Genomic DNA, 18,471 nt, shown 5'->3' on the forward strand with positions numbered 1-18,471 from the left:
AATGTCATCTTTGGGATAGGTTGGTGTCAGGTGTCTTGTTGAATAATGAAGTCATTGAAAACAAACACACTGAAAAGGTCATCAACATGAAAGCAATGAAAACCGCTCTCCTTGTCGCAGCTATGGCAATCACTAGCGCATCTGCGTTTGCCAACCCTATCTTCACTAGCGGTAATTATGTGAGCAGAGAAGAGATGAAGACTCTCTCTGTGGAACCTACCGCAACGTCAGATGCCGCATACCAACAAGCTTTCGCTGAACTTAATGCTTTGAAAAGCATGTCGGCTCGTGAGCTTAATAAAGAGCTGAATATCTCTAACTTCAATATTGCATCTAAGAGCACTCATCTGAAAGACAGTGGGTTCATCACGGTTCAAGAACGCATGAACGCAGATGGGCAGCTGGAATATGTCGGTACAGTGAATGTCAAAGTGCACTATGCAGAGCGCGACAGTAATCGATAAAAGTGAAGCGTGAAAAGAGTATGATGTTGTTGCGTCGTACTCTTTTTTTGATGGCTGAGGTAGAGGATAGAAGTTGAAATTACTGATTGTAGAAGATGAATTGAAAGCCGGAGAATACTTGCAAAAAGGGTTGGTAGAATCGGGTTATGTTGTTGACTGGGTGCGCGATGGTGTAGACGGGCTGTATCATGCAACAAGTGAGTCTTATGATCTTATTCTTCTCGATATCATGTTACCAAAGCTCGACGGTTGGCAAGTCCTTAACACCCTGCGTAGCAGTGATATCCATACCCCGGTCATTATGCTTACGGCCAAAGAACAAATTGAGGATCGTGTTCGTGGTTTTGAATTAGGAGCCAATGATTACGTCGTCAAACCTTATGCCTTTGCCGAGCTTCTGGCGAGAATTCAAAATGTGTTTCGCCATCATACTTCCTCGCGAGTTTTAACTTCTTCGCAGACGCTGCAAATAGCCGACCTAAAGCTGGACATGATGAAGCGAGTTGCGACACGGAACGGGCAAACCATCACTTTAACTGCCAAAGAATACGCGCTACTTGAGCTTTTGATGCGAAAAGAGGGACAAGTCCTATCACGAACGACCATTGCTTCACTGGTGTGGGACATGAACTTTGATAGCGACACCAATGTTATCGATGTTGCCGTTAAGCGATTGCGCCAAAAGGTCGACAAGCCGTTTGAGGTACCTTTGATCCACACCGTTAGAGGGATGGGCTACAAGTTGGAAGCTCTTGATGCGTAAGTTACCAGCCAACCTCTCTATGCAAAACAAGCTCGTTTTGATGTTTGTTGGCACGACATTGGTGGTATATCTCGCTTTAGCATTCATTCTGTATTACACCATCGAACGTCATTTCTTCACCCAAGATTACAACGACACAGTGACCAAATATAACTCGATAGAAAAGACGATGCTGGTCTCACCGGAGTCGGCTTATCTACTTATCGACAATAGCTCTGTCTATATGTGGGCATTTAAAGAGGAAGCACTGACTTACAAAAACTCGACGCTCTCTATCCCTAAGGATTTGTCGTTGACGCTAAGCTCTCCACAGATCTTAAATCAAAACAATGCGATTGAGTGGCGTGAAAACTCGTTAGATATTCGAGCGTTCGCTTTTAAAACCAAAGATGTCACTGTTGTTATTGGCGTGAGCATCAACCATCATCGATTATTCTTAAATAAGCTTGGTTGGATCTTATTTTGGTCTTTAGGCTTTGCATTTATTGCATCGACGCTATTTAGCCGGGTGATCGTAAATCGCGGTTTAAAGCCCATTTTGACCTTAAATAAGCACATTCAACACATCACACCAGAACAGTTGGATATCCGCATTGCCCCAGAAACCTTACCAGTAGAGCTACGTGAACTTGCTACTAAGCACAATGCCATGCTGGATCGGTTACAAACTGGTTTTCATCGTTTGAGTGAGTTTTCTTCTGATATTGCTCATGAGCTCAAAACGCCTTTGACCAATATTACGACCCAAAACCAAGTGATATTAGGCGCGTGCCGTACATCGGAGGAATACCAAGAAGCGATTGCTTCTACGCTTGAAGAGTTAAACCGAATTACCAAGACCATCAATGATTTGCTGTATATCGCAAAAGCGGAGAATAAGCTTATCCATCGACACAATGAGCACTTCGCTGTTCATGAACAGCTTGCTCACTTAATCGAGTACTTTGACATACTGGCGGAAGATTCTGCTTTGAGCATCATCACTTCGGGGCAAGCGATGTTGTATATGGATCGAAATATGTTTGAGAGAGCGGTAGGGAATTTGCTCTCTAATGCCATTCGCCATGCTTATGATGAAACAACGATTCGTGTTGATGTCGAGCAGAGTGATGAGTTTGTCACCATTACCGTTCACAACGTCGGTGAGACGATACCTAAGCAAAATCTACCGTATCTATTTGATCGCTTTTATCGAGTCGACAAGTCACGCCAACATTCTGGCAGCGTTGGAGCTGGGCTAGGGTTGTCGATCACACAGTCGATCGTTCACGCTTATGATGGCAAGATCACCGTGACTTCAGAAGAACACCAAACCCAGTTCTGTTTAATATTGCCCGCAGCTAAAGCGTATCCAGAAGCGGAATCACTTCCTCAAGAGATGCTTTAATTATCACTTTATCTTTAAATTCCTGCAGTGGTGGCAGTAAATCTGGAATCATCACGGCGTGGCATTCAGCAGCGAGAGCAGCTTTAATGCCATTGTTCGAATCTTCCAATACAAGACTCTCTTTTGCATCGATGCCGAGGTGGTGATAAGCCATTTGATAGCAGTCGGGGTTGGGCTTACCACGTTCTACATCTTCAGCGGTAATCACTAAATCGAACTGGGTAAGGTACTCAGTATTATTGAAGTTATGTTTTACTTCTGGGAGATGAGAAGAGGTCACAATAGCAGTGAGCAAACCACGTTGTTTAATGGCTCGTAACAACGAATCGAAGCCAGGTTTGAGCGCAATACCTTGGTCTCTGAGGTGATGGAAATGCTCATCTCGCACAGCCTTGTAGCGCGGCATATCGATGGCTTGTTGAAAATGCTCGGCGAGTATTCTTTCACATTCAGGGTCTTGGACGCCGATGAATTGTTGATAGAAATCATCAGTGATGGCTAAGCCTTGCTCGGTGGCGGCGTACTGCCAACTCTGTTTGTAGATAGACTCGGTGTCGAAAATCAGTCCATCCATATCAAAAAGTACAGCTTTTAACATTGGTAGAGCTCCTACGTAGGGTGTAGAGCGGCTGACATTGATTATGTTGTTATACCCAAGCAACCTCGAATCCTTTTGAAGGTAACTTGGGTATAAATAGCGTTAGAATGGGCTCTCTTTGCCGAGTTCATTGCAGATTTCGACAATAGCAAGCGAGAGCCCTGACTTAATGATTTGTTGTTGACGTTGCAGTTGAAGCTGATAAAACTCAAGGTCGATATCGTCATCTGGTTCGCTGACTTCGAGTTGTACCATACCCATCTTCTTCACCAAGTGCAGTTTTTTGATTGGCTCTAGAATATTGGGGTCTGTGAACTCGTAATCAGAAGCGTCACTATTGAGTTGGTTTTTGAGTTTGATGATGTCTTCGATGTCGTGATAAATGTCATCGGGAAGCACACCTAAGCCAAACAATAACTTCAAACGAACAGATAGATCGCCCAGCGGTCCTGAGTCTTGTAGCAGCGGACCGACCACAGATTGGACAGCGAAGTTATCTTTACGAAAAATTCTTTGCACTAGCCCATCGATCGAATCGTTAAATACGTCGACGGTTGCAATAAAAAAGCCTCGTACCGAAGGTGCGCTGTTTAATCGCTCAATGATCTCGGTTTCGTTGATGTTATCTGCCATATACTGAATACATTTCTAATTATTAGTATCCCCATCTCTTTAAGTGGATAAGGATATAGAAGGGGAGCCAAGCTCCCCTAGGTAAATCAAAGTTGATTGTAAAGTGTCTCGATTTGAGCCACTTCAGCACTGTCTTCTGCAAGACCTGTGTATGTCGCTAGCGTCTTCTTCACACCCACTTCTTTTAATGAAGTTTGCAGTTCTACTGCTTGTGGGTCGGTGTCGTTAGTGTACTTCAACGCAGCAGCAATGCCTTTCAAAAGAGTTTTATTTTCAGTGCCATACTCAATTGTACCGAGTAAAGGCTTCACTAATCTATCGTTCGCCCCCAATTTACGAATTGGTTGGCGACCAACACGATCAACTTCATCAACTAAATAAGGGTTGGCAAAGCGACCTAGGATCTTTTCGATGTAAGCGTTGTGCATGTCGCGGTCAAAACCGTAGCGTTTGATCAGTACTTCTCCGCTTTCTTGCATTGCTTGTTTTACTTCTGCGTGAATGCTTGGGTCTTCAATTGCTTCGCGAATAGTGCGATGTCCTTTCAAGCAACCTAAGTAAGCGGTAATGCAGTGACCCGTATTTAGGGTGAACAGCTTACGCTCGACAAACGCCATTAGATTGTTGGTTCTTTCCATGCCTGCGATATCAGGGATTTCACCTTTGAATTGCTGTTCATCCACAATCCATTCACTAAAACTCTCTACCGTGACTTCTAGTGGGTCATCGTTCGCGGCTTCTGCTGGTGGTACGATGCGGTCCACTGCGGAGTCGACGAAGCCAACTAGCTCGTCTGCTTTCGCGTGTAATGATTCATCCAAATGTTTGTACACTTCACCTTTTAGGTGAGTCGTGCCACGAACCATGTTTTCGCACGCGATGATGTTCAACGGTTTTTCGTTGCCTGCCGCAAAGCGCTTTGCAATGCCGGTCGCGATGGTTTTTGCAATGATGTCCAGTACGTTGGGACCTACGGCAGTGGTTACCAAGTCAGTTTTTACAATGCGATCGATGACATCTTCGCTGGCGGAGTTAACAGCGGTGACGTGGGTTACGGTGTCAATCTGGCATTCCGTACCGACCACTTTTACTTTGTATTCTTGTTTGTGGCTAAGTTGATCAACCAGTGGAGCATCAACGTCTGCAAATGTGACCTCGACTTCTGCATCTGCCAATAGTTTTCCGATGAAGCCACGACCAATGTTACCTGCGCCAAAATGAACTGCGTTTTTCATAATTCTTACCTACCAATGTCTGAAATGTTGACTAAAACGAATCTAGGGTGAGGCCAACCGCATAGGGGGTGACAGCTGACCTCGGTTTGCTCAGGAGCAAATTAAAAGGAGTGATTAAGCCGCTTGCTGACCACCAAGGATATTCAGAATCTCTTCTACATCGTTGGTGCTAGTTAGCTTCTCAATTGCCTCCGGCTCATCGAGCGCGTTTGTAATGGTGGTAATCACCTGGATGTGCTCATCGTTCTTAGCGGCAATGCCGATAACCAGTTTTGCTACATCATCGTCGTCTTCAGTAAATTGGATACCCGCAGGGTATTGGCAGATTACAATGCCTGTTTTCTTCACGCGGTCTTTCGCTTCTACGGTACCGTGAGGTACTGCGATAGATTCGCCTAGGTAAGTTGGAACCAACGCTTCACGTTCAAACATCGCGTCTACGTATTCTGGTTCTGCGTAGCCAAGTTCAACCAATTTGTTGCCTGCAAAGCGAATGGCTTCTTCTTTGTTGGCTGCTTTCAAACCTAGGTGAATGTTCTCACGTTGAATTTGGAATACAGATGGTTGCTGTGGCTCAAAGCTGTCGTCGTTCGCCGCCATTACCGACACTTTTACCATTTGGTCGTCATTGGCTGCGGATTGGTTTTGTGCTGCTAGTAGTTTGGTGACTAGCTGGTTGTACATTTCGCTGTCTAGGAAGTTCGTCAATGAAATGTGGTGTGCGTTCGGAGCATGCTTACGTGCACGATCCGTTAAGTCTTTATGAGTAATCACGATATCTGCACTCTCTGGTAAGCTGTTAATAGCAAGGTTGGTTACATGGATGTTCAGACCGGCGTCTTGAACCTTTTTGCGCAGCATGCTTGCACCCATTGCGCTTGAACCCATGCCCGCATCGCAAGCGACAATGATGCTTTGTACTGTCGCTAGGTCTACGTCACCTTTGCTTTGGCTGTTTACCACCGCATCGTTTTTAGATGCAGATTTCATGTCTTTCATTTGTGATGTTGCTTTCTCTAGTGCAGCTTCATCACCGTCTTCTTCTGTTGATGTTTGCGTCTTCATTAGTAGTGCCGCTACTGCGAATGACACACCTGTTGCTGCTGCGATAGATGCGAGTACACCTACGATTGAACCTTTCTGAGTCATCAACAAGATAGCGAAGATTGAACCTGGTGATGCTGGAGAAACGATACCTGCGTTAAACATTGTTAGAACGAATACGCCAGTCATACCACCTGCAATAGCTGCTAGGATTAGGCGAGGGTTCATTAAAATGTATGGGAAGTAAATTTCGTGGATACCGCCGAAGAAGTGGATGATTGATGCACCACCGGCAGTTTGACGAGCCGTTCCTTTACCAAACACCATGTAAGCCAGCAAGATACCTAGACCAGGACCTGGGTTCGCTTCGATTAGGAAGAAGATAGATTGACCTGTCTCAGACGCTTGTTGGATACCTAGTGGAGAGAAGATACCGTGGTTGATCGCGTTGTTTAGGAACAGGATCTTCGCAGGTTCAACGAAGATTGAAGTCAGTGGTAACAGGTGAGCAGATACTAGGAAGTTAACGCCAGCTGCTAAGCCACCAGATAGAATTTTTACGAATGGACCGATAAAGATAAAAGCAAGAATCGCACATAGCATGCCGATGATGCCTGCTGAGAAGTTGTTAACCAACATCTCAAAGCCACTTTTTACTTTACCGTCGATGTAGTTATCGAATTTTTTGATCGCCCAGCCACCCATCGGACCGACCATCATTGCACCCATAAACATTGGGATGTCTGTACCGACAATCACACCCATTGTTGTGATTGCGCCGACTACCGCACCGCGATCGCCACCGACTAATTTACCACCGGTATAACCGATAAGCAGTGGTAGCAAGTAGGTAATCATAGGACCAACCATAGAGGCTAACGTTTCGTTAGGTAGCCATCCAGTTGGGATGAATAGAGCAGTGATAAAGCCCCACGCGATAAACGCGCCGATGTTTGGCATTACCATGTTTGACAGAAAACGACCAAAATTTTGTATCTTGATCTTGGCATCTGGTGATATCATAACAATTCCCCGTTCGATGTTCTGATGAATATTGTTGTAGTAAACGGTTCGCCAAAACCGCTTGTTTGATTGCTTAGTACCCAATCAATTTACCACACATTTTCCAATTGGAACTGACAACGGGTTTTTCGTGATCTACGCCCGCATTTCCTAGGCTGAGAAACGGTTTTTAAGTGACTTGGATCGACTTATTGACCTGTAAATAAATAACAAAAAGCCACTTTTAAATCTGTCAATAAAAATACTAGTGATCAATTCGATCTTCTGACAAATTAAAATCCAAAATACTTTGTGATTTAGATCACTTTTGATTTCTTTTGAAATCCGAATTAAATACCGCAAGCGATCAATGTCACACTTTGTGTTGTATTGCTTGGTCTTGTAAGTGTGATCTATATCTGGTTTGGTAATTTGTGAAAGTTTTTGACGTAATTAGCGTGACCAATGTCATCGCTAAGGTTTTGATAAATTGCGTTGATGAATGTCTTTTCGAGCCACTTCACGCAGTGATATGTCATTAGTGATAGAAAGATTAGAAGTGCATTGCTCTAGGGCTTCATTCTATCCATGACAACGCACTTTTCATTGATATTTCAATACTCAGCGGTGTTGACCTAAGTAACGGTGAGCCTGCTCGCCCCCCATGTACCGTGCTAATGTTTTTTCTTGGACATTACGCAAGTCAACCATGATCAATCCATCCAAAGCGTTGTTGAATGCTGGATCTACATTGAAGCAAACCAGCTTGCCGTTGAGACTTAAATACTGACGTAGCAACACTGGCACGCCTTTCCCTTCGTCAATTCTGGCAATCACTCGAGACAGCAGTTGTAAATCGCCTAATGCCGTAAGCATGCTGGTATTCCAACCACGATGGTTCTCTGGCAGAGGGTTAGATGGCGTGACGTATTCCGCACAGTCTTTGTCATAGTGGTGCAGTGTCATTGATTGAGCCAACAACTGGCGTGCTGTGTCGCTGTAGTTATTGCTGATACTGACTGGACCAAATAGGTGTGTGTAATCTGGGTTTTGATGTACGAAGGTCGCAATGCCTTTCCACAGTAGCAATAATGCACTCATGCTCTTTTGATATTGCTGAGCGATCACCGAACGCCCCATCTCGATCGATTTTCCCATCTGATCTAAAAAGCATTGGTCATAGTTAAACAGCGTACGTGAATACAGACCTTCTACACCACGCTTCTCAATCAGTTGATCAACCAAACCTAAGCGATAAGCGCCGACCAAGCATTGGTTTTCTCTGTCCCACACAAATAGGTGCAGATAGTCATGATCGAAGTGATCAATATCTATCGCTAATCCAGTGCCTTCACCAACTTGACGAAAATTGGATTCACGTAGACGACCAATTTCATGCAGTAGAGAAGGAATGCTCTTCGCCTCAGCACAATAGACATCGAACTCTCCACTTTCGAGTAGCTTTGCTTCTTCTGGTAGGTTGTTCAGTTCTTCAAGCAATTCGCCTATGGGTAACCCTGCCGCAATTGGAGAGAGCATTTCCGAAGAGGACGAGGGCTTGATTGGTTGGGTGTCACGATTAAGTAAATAAGTATTGAGGCGCAAATAGTTAACGACCTGATCATCGTTAAGTGTGTTGAGCTCTTTAAATTTTATGGCTTGCCCAAACGAAAGCTTGATGGTTTGTGCGTGTTTGTTCAATAGCTCTCGACCAAGCATTAGGGTGCGCAAAAGTGGGTGGATTTTCCCCGCCATGTAAAAGCGTTTGGAATTTTGACCACTGATAAAGACTGGTACCGTGGTCGCTTTGTTTTTGCGGATAAGGCTACTGACACTGCGGCTCCACTCTTTGTCTTCTATACGTTGTGGTTTCGCATCGACTAATTGCGATACTTCACCGGCAGGAAAGACGAGTAATAAGCCACCATTAGCCAGATGCTTGTTGGCTGCTCTAAGCGCTTTCATGTTGGATTTGACAGCGTCTTTGCCTTCAAATACATCGACGCCAATGAAGAGCTGATCCAGCTCAGGAACGGTCTTAAGGTATTGATTGGCTAAAATTTGAATATCACCCCTGACCATCAACAGCAGCTCCGCCAAGATCACGCCTTCCACACACCCTAGAGGGTGGTTCGCCACTATGACGGTTGCACCTTGTTTAGGAACAGAGTCGAGTGAACCATGAGTGATACGATAATTGATGCCCAAGATATCCAGGGTAAAGCGGAGAAAGGTTTTGGTGTCGGCATTGATAGGTCGTTGGGCGTAGAACTTATCAAGTTGGTTTAAACCCGTTGCCCATTCAGTAACATTTTCACCAATGCCAAATGGCGTTTTACGAGGGAGACGAAAGGGGGTCGAACTATCCATATTTACCTCAGCGTACAAGTTGCTGATTGGATGGTAGAAATTACAGATGACAGTTCAGAGGCAAAAGCATGAGCCTTTGATGACAAAGCCGTGAAGCTTTATTGAACAAAGGCTATTCACCCAGATTTATGAGGAGAGTTTGTTTATGATTTATCACCGGCAAACATCAGGACGCTCATGGCGTTAAGCGTTTTACTGATTGACTCTATAGAGCTTAATACCTGTTTGGTTGGTTCATTTTCCAATAGTAGACGACCATCAAACCCCTTGGTTCCACAAGGCTCTTCTTCGCAATCCAATGTTCGCTCTTCATGCGTATTTTCTTCGGTGATTTGCTTATCAATCGTTGGGTCTTCAGAGGTCATATTGTTGGCACTAAAACAAGAAGTTGAGATGAAGACACCACTAATAATAAGCATTAACTTTGTTTTCAACATGATGATAAACTCAATAATAAAACACTGTTCGATTTTATGTTATTGTCTTCATCATTTCGAGTGATATGACAGAAATTTAGCTTTTGGTCGCTATTTTGTTGCCATTCGTAGGCTATCTTATCTGCATAACAAATTGATTGGTTTAACGAAATCAGGAGGATGAATGGAGAACGTTTCCAACAAAGCGTCAATATGGTTAGGGCTGTGTCTAATTATTGGTTTGGGAGTGTTGGGTTTCTTTATCCAGCAGACAGCGGTGAAATACAAAGCGTATGAACGTGTGGTTACGGTGAAAGGCTTGTCTGAGCGAGAGTACCCAGCGGATACAGTAATTTGGCCTATTCAATTTACTGTGGCGAGTAATGATATGACCGCAATGTTTGATGACATTGATCAGCAGACTAAGCTGGTCATCGATTTTCTTGTGGCAAAAGGACTGAATGAATCAAACTTCTCTCTGTCATCACCAGCTGTCATTGACCGTAAAGCTCAGCAATATGGTAGTGAGCAAGATATCGAATATCGCTACCTCGCAAACCGAACTGTGACGGTTTACAGCCAGAACATTGATTTGGTGAGAGCGGCAATCAATGAAATTGGCGAACTAGGCAAACAGGGCGTTTTATTAAACCAAGATCCTTATTCGAATCGTGTGGAGTATAGCTTTACTAAGCTTAACGAGATTAAGCCCGATATGATTGAGGAAGCGACGAAGAATGCACGAGAAGTAGCAGAAAAATTTGCTAAAGACTCACAGAGCTCACTCGGTAAAATTAAGCGAGCGACACAAGGTCAGTTCTCAATTTATGACCGAGATAGCAATACGCCTTACATCAAGAAGGTACGCGTTGTTTCAACTGTTCAGTATTACCTATCGGACTAAGTAAGATTATCTCAAGTTTCAACCTAATCTCACAAGCCAGTCATTTGACTGGCTTTTTTATGTTCAATCGATTGCATTATAAGTGCTGTAGGTTTTCTCGTTTATGCAAGTGATCTTTTATAAAACTAAGTTCTTATTTGTTTGGCAATGAAGTTGATAAAAGTCAATTCACAGAAGGAGTTAGAGGCGTAATTTTGACCGCACTTATTAGCTAGAAGGAATTACTAGAATGGCCTTTAAACATTACCTCAGAGAGTTGTTAGGCTTAACCATTGTTGTCTCTGTGGTATTCGGAGTATTGAGTATCTTACTGGACTTCTGTGCTCTTGTAGCGCTGTGCGAACATCAAGAGAATATTGCCCATATTTTTTTCCATGAATCGTTCTACTTTATCGCATTCCTGATCCCGCCTTATTTCTTATGGAAAGTGATTAACCGTCCCGGCTTAGTTTCAGCAACAGAAGAGTATCAGGTCAGCAAGCTTGAGTTAGAGCGCCCTTAGCTGGAAATAAACCTAAACGTAAGTGCTTGGCTTGCGATGAGGATATTGGATGGAATCTCTATCTTCCAGATACAACAAAGGCCCGTAGATTTCTCCACGAGCCTTCTGAGTATGGTGGCCCCTCCCAGACTTGAACTGGGGACCAATCGATTATGAGTCGACTGCTCTAACCACTGAGCTAAGGGGCCTTAATAGGTCAACGATTATAGGGGAAGCGTTGCGAGGTGTCTAGCCACTAGGTGGGGCAATTGCGCTTAGTTTTTATTCACTTAGCTTCACAGATAATAAAAAAGGCGACCCATTGGTCACCTTTTTTGATTTTAATCGCTTCGATTACTCGTCTAGGAAGCTGCGCAGTGTTTCTGAGCGGCTTGGGTGACGTAGTTTACGTAGTGCTTTCGCTTCGATCTGACGGATACGTTCACGAGTAACGTCGAACTGTTTACCTACTTCTTCTAGAGTATGGTCAGTGTTCATGTCGATACCAAAGCGCATACGAAGTACTTTTGCTTCACGTGGTGTTAGACCTGCAAGTACGTCTTTCGTTGCCATTTTCAGGCTCGTTGCCGTAGCAGAATCTAGTGGTAGCTCTAGCGTAGTATCTTCGATGAAATCACCTAGATGCGAATCTTCGTCGTCACCGATTGGTGTCTCCATAGAGATTGGCTCTTTAGCGATCTTCAGTACTTTACGAATCTTGTCTTCTGGCATTTGCATACGTTCTGCCAGTTCTTCCGGTAACGGCTCACGACCCATCTCTTGTAGCATTTGACGAGAGATACGGTTTAGTTTGTTGATCGTTTCGATCATGTGTACCGGAATACGAATCGTACGTGCTTGGTCCGCGATTGAACGAGTGATTGCCTGACGGATCCACCACGTTGCGTAAGTCGAGAACTTGTAACCACGACGGTATTCGAACTTATCTACCGCTTTCATCAGACCGATGTTACCTTCTTGGATTAGGTCCAAGAACTGTAGACCACGGTTGGTGTACTTTTTAGCGATAGAAATTACTAGACGTAAGTTCGCCTCAACCATCTCTTTCTTCGCACGGCGAGCTTTCGCTTCACCGATAGACATACGACGGCTGATGTCTTTAATGTTTTGAACGTTCAGAGAAGTCTCTTCTTCAATCATTTTTAGTTTAGCGATTGAACGACGGATTTCTTCTTCGTTACGTTTGATCTTCTCAGCGTATGGCTTGTCAGATGATAGGATTTCATCTAACCATGCTTCGCTTGATTCGTTACCTGTGAACAGCGCGATGAACGACTTCTTCGGCATTTTGCCGTATTCAACTGCAGACTTCATGATCAGACGTTCTTGAGTACGAACGCGATCCATTGCTGTGCGCAGTTCATTCACTAAGTGGTCGAACTGTTTTGGTGTTAGACGGAATTCTTTGAATACGTCTAGCATCAACTCGTTAGCTACTGTAGCTTTCGGGCTTTCGTAACCGTGCTCGTTGATTGCAAGCTGAAGGTTTTGGTATGTGCTGCGTAGCTGGTTGAATTTCTCAAGCGCAAGCTCTGGGTCGATACCTACATCTTCTTCAGAGTCATCTGAATCGTCATCACTTTCTTCGTCTTCATCAACGTCTTCTTCGTCTTCTTCTTCTAGCTGAGATTCAGTTAGTTCAGAACCGATGTGCGTCGCTGTTGGTGCAGCTGTGTCGTCTGCATCAGGGTCAACAAATCCAGAGATTAGGTCAGTTAGACGAAGTTCTTCTGCTTGAACTTTGTCAAACTGCTCAAGAATGTATGGGATAGTGCCAGGGTATTCAGCAACAGACGATTGAACTTGGTTAATACCTTCTTCAATACGTTTTGCGATGTCGATTTCGCCTTCGCGAGTCAGCAGCTCTACAGTACCCATTTCACGCATGTACATGCGCACTGGGTCTGTTGTACGACCAATTTCACTTTCTACGCTAGAAAGTGCTGCTGCTGCAGCTTCAGCTGCATCTTCATCGGTGATGTTTGTGTCATCGTTCAGTGCAAGATCATCAGCATCAGGAGCAGTTTCTACTACCTTGATACCCATGTCGTTGATCATCTGAATGATGTCTTCTACCTGTTCTGAATCTACGATTTCAGCAGGTAGGTGGTCATTTACTTCGGCGTAGGTCAGATAGCCTTGTTCCTTGCCTTTAATAACAAGTAACTTTAGCTGTGACTGCGGATTTTGATCCATAGACGGTATCCAACTTCGTAATCTGGTGAAGGAATCAGTATGCGAAATGCAAACCACTTACTATAACAAATTAAATTGTTGCTGACTAATTAAACAGGGTTACGCTTTTAAATCTAGCATCAAAGCTAGCAGCTCCCTTTTCTCTTCGGCTGATAAACCGACACTTCTTGCTTTGGCCTGCAGGTTTTCAATTTGTTTTTCTACGCACTGGGCAATAATTTTATCCAGTGAGTCTAAAAATATTTCTTCTTGGTTGTCTTCATCGAGGGGAATATCCCAGCTCGCGAGACGAGACAGAAGGGTCTCATTTTGGCTGTTTCGCCAATGCTCTAATAATTGGCCAGTGTTGATATGGGGATGCGCCTGACATTTATCAAGTACATCAACAAATAAACTTAGGCCTGGTATGGATAAATCTCTCACTGAGGAAAGATCTGGTACCATTTGAGCATAGCTCGGATTCTGAATAAGTAGAGCGATTACCTCGCGCATCGGAGTTCGTTTGATCTCTTTGTGCGGCTGAGGTCGACTTTCACCCGTCTTTTTACGTGGTTGACGTAAGCGGTTATCAAAACCCGTGCGTTCATCAAGCAGCTTTTCGAGTAACTCCTGAAAATAGGGATCAGGAATCTTGTCAATCAATGCACTCGCATAGGCTCGTAGTGCTGATTTACCTTCATTATTACCCAAGTTGATTTGGTGTAATTCAATCAGGTTATCAAAGAGATAGCTCGAAAGCGGTGTGGCTTGTTCTATTTGCTGTTCGAAGGCTTGCTTGCCATATTTTCGAACGTAGCTGTCAGGGTCTTCACCGTCAGGTAAGAACAGGAACTTCAATGTATTACCCGTTTTAAGGTACTGAAGTGCATTTTCTAGCGCGCGCCATGCGGCTTCTTTACCTGCTCGGTCACCATCGTAACAACATACGACGGTATTCGTTTGCCTAAACAGCATTTGAATATGGTCGCCAGTGGTTGACGTGCCCAAAGAGGCGACGGAGTAATCTACGCCATATTGCGCCAACGCGACAACATCCATATAACCTTCAACCACCAAAATTCGTGGTGGTTCACGATATGCTTGTAGCACTTCGTAAAGACCATAAAGCTCTTTACCTTTATGGAAGATAGGCGTTTCTGGTGAGTTCAGATATTTTGGTGTGCCGTCGCCAAGTACGCGACCGCCAAATCCAATCACTCGACCACGGCGATCACGAATGGGGAACATGATACGACCACGGAAGCGGTCATAGCGGTTACCTTTGTCGTTCTCGATTAACATGCCGCCAGTCACAAGCATGTCTTGATTGTCTTTGTTCTGACCAAAGTTTTTACGGACTAAGTCCCATTCATCCGCCACATAGCCGATGCCAAACTTCTGTACGATTTCACCCGACAAACCGCGGTCTTTTAGGTACTCAATCGCCACTTTACTTGTTGGCTGCTTGAGTTGGTTACGATAGAACTGAGCAATGCTGCCCATGATATCGTAGAGACTACGTTTTTCGCTGCTGCTGGCTTGTGGTCCTGAGTTAAATTGACCGCCACCACCACTGCGTTGTTCGCGTGGTACATCTAATCCAAGATAAGATGCCAGTTCTTCAATGGCTTCGACAAAGTCTAGGCGTTCGAACTCCATAATGAAGTCGATGGCATTGCCATGCACGCCACAACCAAAACAGTGATAAAACTGCTTTTCTTGGCTAACGCTGAATGACGGTGTCTTTTCGTTATGGAAAGGGCAGCAAGCGCCGTAGTTTTTGCCTTTTTTCTTAAGTTTCACGCGCGCGTCGATGATATCGACAATATCGAGTCGAGCTAGGAGGTCATCAATAAAACTGCGAGGGATGTGTCCAGCCATAAAACCTAACAAAAAAAGAAAACCATGATTGGTGTGAATGGGTTACAGAGAAAAGCATGTGTGCGGCTTTTTGTTATTCCATTCTGCCAGATACAAACAAGCCGTGCGTTCCAAAGGATAGCACGGCTTGCTGCAATTGGGTGGGGTATTAAGCCAATTTAGCGCGAACTAAACCGCTTACTTTACCCATATCTGCACGCCCTTGAATTTGCGGTTTCAGAACGCCCATTACTTTGCCCATGTCTTGCATGCCAGCTGCGCCAGATTCAGCAACTGCGCTCTCAATAAGAGCTGCAACTTCTTCGTCTGTCAGTGGTTGAGGCATAAAGTCCTCAAGAACGGTAATTTCAGCTTGTTCCGCATTAGCAAGATCTTGACGACCTGCTGCTTCAAATTGCGTTACAGAGTCGCGACGTTGTTTAACCATCTTGATCAACACAGCAAGAATGTCGTCGTCGCCCAGAGTAATCTGTTCGTCAACTTCACGTTGCTTAATTGCAGATAGAGCTAAACGAATAGTACCAAGGCGCAATTTGTCCTTGGCTTTCATCGCTAATTTTTGCTCTTCTTTGAGTTTATCAATCAGAGCCATAACTAAATTCCTTTCCGGAGCTCAGTTATTAGTACAGGCGAACGCGACGAGCGTTTTCGCGAGCTAGCTTCTTAGCGTGACGCTTTTGAGCTGCTGCTTTAGCGCGTTTGCGAACTGTAGTTGGTTTTTCGTAGTGCTCACGACGACGCACTTCAGAAAGGATACCTGCTTTTTCGCAAGAGCGCTTGAAACGACGTAGAGCAACGTCGAACGGTTCGTTTTCACGTACTTTAACTACTGGCATATGCCTTTCACCTCAGGGGTTATTCGTTAACGCTGGAATTTAATGAACCAAATCACAATTGTTTGGTCAGTTACCAGCTTGATCAAAAATGGTGCGGAATTTTAATCCGATCAACACAGCTTTGTAAAGCGTTTTATCGCCTATTGTCTGTACAAAATTTGTTTGAAGCACCAAGGCAGGGTAATATGACGCCCAAATTTCCTCTATATAGAAAGCACACTGAGAAAACCATGCGCATTATTGGTATTGAAACCTCTTGTGACGAGACTGGCATCGCGATTTATGACGATGAGAAAGGTCTTTTATCACACAAGCTTTACAGCCAAGTAAAACTTCACGCAGATTACGGCGGCGTGGTGCCTGAGTTGGCTTCACGTGACCATGTTAAGAAAACCATTCCTCTTATTAAAGAGGCTCTGAAAGAAGCGAATCTGACTTCCAAAGACATCGACGGTGTTGCATACACGGCAGGTCCGGGTTTGGTAGGTGCATTGCTTGTCGGAGCCACTATCGGTCGCAGTATTGCTTATGCTTGGGGTGTGCCTGCGGTGCCTGTTCACCATATGGAAGGTCACCTACTGGCGCCTATGCTAGAAGATAACCCACCACCGTTCCCATTTGTGGCGGTATTGGTATCGGGTGGTCACTCAATGATGGTTGAAGTTAAAGGCATCGGCGAGTACAAAATCCTAGGCGAATCTATTGATGATGCGGCGGGTGAAGCATTCGATAAGACTGCGAAGCTAATGGGCTTGGATTACCCTGGTGGTCCACTGTTATCTAAGTTGGCTGAAAAAGGTACTCCGGGTCGCTTTAAATTCCCACGTCCAATGACGAATGTGCCAGGTTTGGACATGAGTTTCTCAGGTCTAAAAACTTTCACGGCAAACACGATTGCTGCAAACGGTGATGATGAACAAACTCGCGCTGATATCGCTTACGCATTCGAAGAAGCGGTATGTGCTACGCTGGCAATTAAATGTAAGCGCGCACTTGAGCAAACGGGTATGAAGCGCATTGTTATTGCTGGTGGTGTAAGTGCTAACCGTCGTCTGCGTGCTGAACTTGAAAAACTGGCGAAGAAAGTTGGTGGTGAAGTTTACTACCCACGCACTGAGTTCTGTACGGACAATGGCGCGATGATCGCATACGCAGGTATGCAACGCCTGAAAAACGGTGAAGTGGCAGATATGTCGGTAGAAGCGCGTCCGCGTTGGCCTATCGACCAGCTTACGCCAATCGCGTAATCAAACTTCTACTGAAGGTTTGAAATATATTCAACACGATAAAGGTCTCTGCTCATCAGAGGCCTTTATTTTTAGCTAGCTAATTGAAAGACCTTGTGTAATTGATTGTAAGAGCCTAACTGATGCGAGCAGTTTTGTTTCGTTTCAGTGATAGGATTGTGCCGAAGAATAATAAATGGATATAACAATGAATAAGTTTGAAATTGAAGGTCAGCAGCTTGCTTACCTAGATAAGGGCGAAGGTCCTGTATTGCTGTTTGGTCACAGCTACTTGTGGGATAACCAAATGTGGGCTCCACAGATTGAAGTGTTGAGCCAATCATATCGTTGTATCGTGCCTGATCTATGGGCGCATGGTGAGTCGAACGCCGCGCCTGCTTCGACACGATCTTTAGTAGATTACGCTCAACATATGCTGGCACTCATGGATCATTTGGAGATCGAACAATTCTCTATTGTTGGTTTATCGGTTGGTGGGATGTGGGGAGCAGAGCTGACGTCACAAGCTCCTCAACGTGTTAAATCTCTGGTTCTTATGGATACATTCATCGGTTTGGAACCTGAAGTTACACATAAGAAATACTTTGCGATGTTGGATGCGATAAGCCAAGTTCAAGCCGTACCAGCACCGATCGTTGAGGCTGTCACACCGCTGTTCTTTGCCAACAACGCAGAGCAAGCCAATCCTGAACTTGTGGCATCATTCAAGCAAAGTCTTGAAGCATTGCAAGGTGAGCGCGCGGTCGAAGTAGCTCGTATTGGACGTATGGTGTTTGGGCGTCGTGACGTTATCGAAGATGCAGAGATGTTTGCATTGCCAACCTTGATTGCGGTTGGTCGCGAGGATAAGCCTCGTCCAGTATTTGAATCTTACTTAATGAACGATTGCATCACTGGCAGTGAGTTGGTTGAGATCCCTGAAGCGGGTCATATCAGCTCATTGGAACAGCCAGAAATCGTCAACCAGATGTTGTTGGATTTCTTGAATAAAGTGCATGCGTCGTAATTTTTTCA

The 18,471-nt window shown here is 44.6% G+C and carries 17 protein-coding genes and 1 tRNA gene; 7 read left to right on the plus strand and 11 right to left on the minus strand.

The window, feature by feature from the left end:
• Positions 1–86: 86 nt before the first annotated feature.
• The 3 genes from ABMY42_RS16645 (at position 87) to ABMY42_RS16655 (ending at position 2,614) form a co-directional block, all read left to right on the plus strand.
• Positions 87–464 carry a DUF3316 domain-containing protein gene (locus tag ABMY42_RS16645; RefSeq protein ID WP_009698839.1) on the plus strand — a complete coding sequence of 126 codons (378 nt, stop codon included), beginning with the start codon at positions 87–89 and terminating at the stop codon, positions 462–464.
• A 73-nt stretch (positions 465–537) separates the two neighbouring features.
• Positions 538–1,227 carry a heavy metal response regulator transcription factor gene (locus tag ABMY42_RS16650; RefSeq protein WP_009698838.1) on the plus strand — a complete coding sequence of 230 codons (690 nt, stop codon included), beginning with the start codon at positions 538–540 and terminating at the stop codon, positions 1,225–1,227.
• Positions 1,220–2,614, plus strand: coding sequence for a heavy metal sensor histidine kinase (locus tag ABMY42_RS16655; protein WP_017817259.1), 1,395 nt, complete (start codon positions 1,220–1,222; stop codon positions 2,612–2,614). Before ABMY42_RS16650 ends, ABMY42_RS16655 begins: the two co-directional genes overlap by 8 nt.
• Here ABMY42_RS16655 and ABMY42_RS16660 read toward each other — a convergent pair.
• The 6 genes from ABMY42_RS16660 to ABMY42_RS16685 all read right to left on the minus strand — a co-directional run bounded on the left by ABMY42_RS16660 (position 2,568) and on the right by ABMY42_RS16685 (position 9,933).
• The gene (locus tag ABMY42_RS16660) at positions 2,568–3,212 is read right to left on the minus strand and encodes an HAD family phosphatase (RefSeq protein ID WP_017190058.1); all 645 of its coding nucleotides are present in this window, start codon (positions 3,210–3,212) and stop codon (positions 2,568–2,570) included. The genes ABMY42_RS16655 and ABMY42_RS16660 overlap by 47 nt on opposite strands.
• 102 nt (positions 3,213–3,314) lie before the next feature.
• Complete coding sequence (locus tag ABMY42_RS16665; protein ID WP_005450437.1) at positions 3,315–3,845, minus strand: MltR family transcriptional regulator; 531 nt, start codon at positions 3,843–3,845, stop codon at positions 3,315–3,317.
• A gap of 86 nt (positions 3,846–3,931) precedes the next feature.
• Positions 3,932–5,080 (minus strand): mannitol-1-phosphate 5-dehydrogenase, encoded by a 1,149-nt coding sequence (locus ABMY42_RS16670; RefSeq protein WP_005450436.1) that lies wholly within the window; start codon positions 5,078–5,080, stop codon positions 3,932–3,934.
• Between the two features lie 114 nt (positions 5,081–5,194).
• Positions 5,195–7,147 (minus strand): PTS mannitol transporter subunit IICBA, encoded by a 1,953-nt coding sequence (locus ABMY42_RS16675; protein WP_009698834.1) that lies wholly within the window; start codon positions 7,145–7,147, stop codon positions 5,195–5,197.
• A 600-nt stretch (positions 7,148–7,747) separates the two neighbouring features.
• A complete protein-coding gene (locus tag ABMY42_RS16680; protein WP_349266558.1) occupies positions 7,748–9,496 on the minus strand; it encodes a GNAT family N-acyltransferase in 1,749 nt (582 codons plus the stop codon).
• Positions 9,497–9,639: 143 nt separating this feature from the next.
• Positions 9,640–9,933 (minus strand): hypothetical protein, encoded by a 294-nt coding sequence (locus ABMY42_RS16685; RefSeq protein ID WP_038897778.1) that lies wholly within the window; start codon positions 9,931–9,933, stop codon positions 9,640–9,642.
• Between the two features lie 163 nt (positions 9,934–10,096).
• Here ABMY42_RS16685 and ABMY42_RS16690 point away from each other — a divergent pair, with 163 nt between their 5' ends.
• Both ABMY42_RS16690 and ABMY42_RS16695 read left to right on the plus strand, forming a co-directional pair.
• Positions 10,097–10,816, plus strand: coding sequence for an SIMPL domain-containing protein (locus ABMY42_RS16690; protein WP_005450432.1), 720 nt, complete (start codon positions 10,097–10,099; stop codon positions 10,814–10,816).
• 229 nt (positions 10,817–11,045) lie between these two features.
• Complete coding sequence (locus ABMY42_RS16695; protein WP_009698831.1) at positions 11,046–11,318, plus strand: hypothetical protein; 273 nt, start codon at positions 11,046–11,048, stop codon at positions 11,316–11,318.
• Between the two features lie 112 nt (positions 11,319–11,430).
• Here ABMY42_RS16695 and ABMY42_RS16700 read toward each other — a convergent pair.
• The 5 genes from ABMY42_RS16700 to rpsU all read right to left on the minus strand — a co-directional run bounded on the left by ABMY42_RS16700 (position 11,431) and on the right by rpsU (position 16,210).
• Positions 11,431–11,506 (minus strand) — tRNA-Ile (locus tag ABMY42_RS16700).
• 145 nt (positions 11,507–11,651) lie between these two features.
• On the minus strand, positions 11,652–13,514 hold the full coding sequence (gene rpoD, locus ABMY42_RS16705; protein WP_005450428.1) for an RNA polymerase sigma factor RpoD: 1,863 nt from the start codon (positions 13,512–13,514) through the stop codon (positions 11,652–11,654).
• Positions 13,515–13,613: 99 nt separating this feature from the next.
• Complete coding sequence (gene dnaG / locus ABMY42_RS16710) at positions 13,614–15,374, minus strand: DNA primase (RefSeq protein ID WP_017190063.1); 1,761 nt, start codon at positions 15,372–15,374, stop codon at positions 13,614–13,616.
• Positions 15,375–15,522: 148 nt separating this feature from the next.
• A complete protein-coding gene (locus ABMY42_RS16715) occupies positions 15,523–15,966 on the minus strand; it encodes a GatB/YqeY domain-containing protein (protein ID WP_349266559.1) in 444 nt (147 codons plus the stop codon).
• Positions 15,967–15,994: 28 nt separating this feature from the next.
• Positions 15,995–16,210 carry a 30S ribosomal protein S21 gene (gene rpsU / locus ABMY42_RS16720; protein ID WP_001145625.1) on the minus strand — a complete coding sequence of 72 codons (216 nt, stop codon included), beginning with the start codon at positions 16,208–16,210 and terminating at the stop codon, positions 15,995–15,997.
• Between the two features lie 230 nt (positions 16,211–16,440).
• Here rpsU and tsaD point away from each other — a divergent pair, with 230 nt between their 5' ends.
• Together tsaD and ABMY42_RS16730 are read left to right on the plus strand one after the other, a co-directional pair.
• Positions 16,441–17,457, plus strand: coding sequence for a tRNA (adenosine(37)-N6)-threonylcarbamoyltransferase complex transferase subunit TsaD (gene tsaD, locus ABMY42_RS16725; RefSeq protein ID WP_005450422.1), 1,017 nt, complete (start codon positions 16,441–16,443; stop codon positions 17,455–17,457).
• A gap of 187 nt (positions 17,458–17,644) precedes the next feature.
• Complete coding sequence (locus ABMY42_RS16730) at positions 17,645–18,463, plus strand: alpha/beta fold hydrolase (RefSeq protein WP_349266560.1); 819 nt, start codon at positions 17,645–17,647, stop codon at positions 18,461–18,463.
• Positions 18,464–18,471: the final 8 nt, after the last annotated feature.

It is taken from the genome of Vibrio sp. SSH13-20 (assembly GCF_040104475.1).
Classification (GTDB): domain Bacteria; phylum Pseudomonadota; class Gammaproteobacteria; order Enterobacterales; family Vibrionaceae; genus Vibrio; species Vibrio harveyi.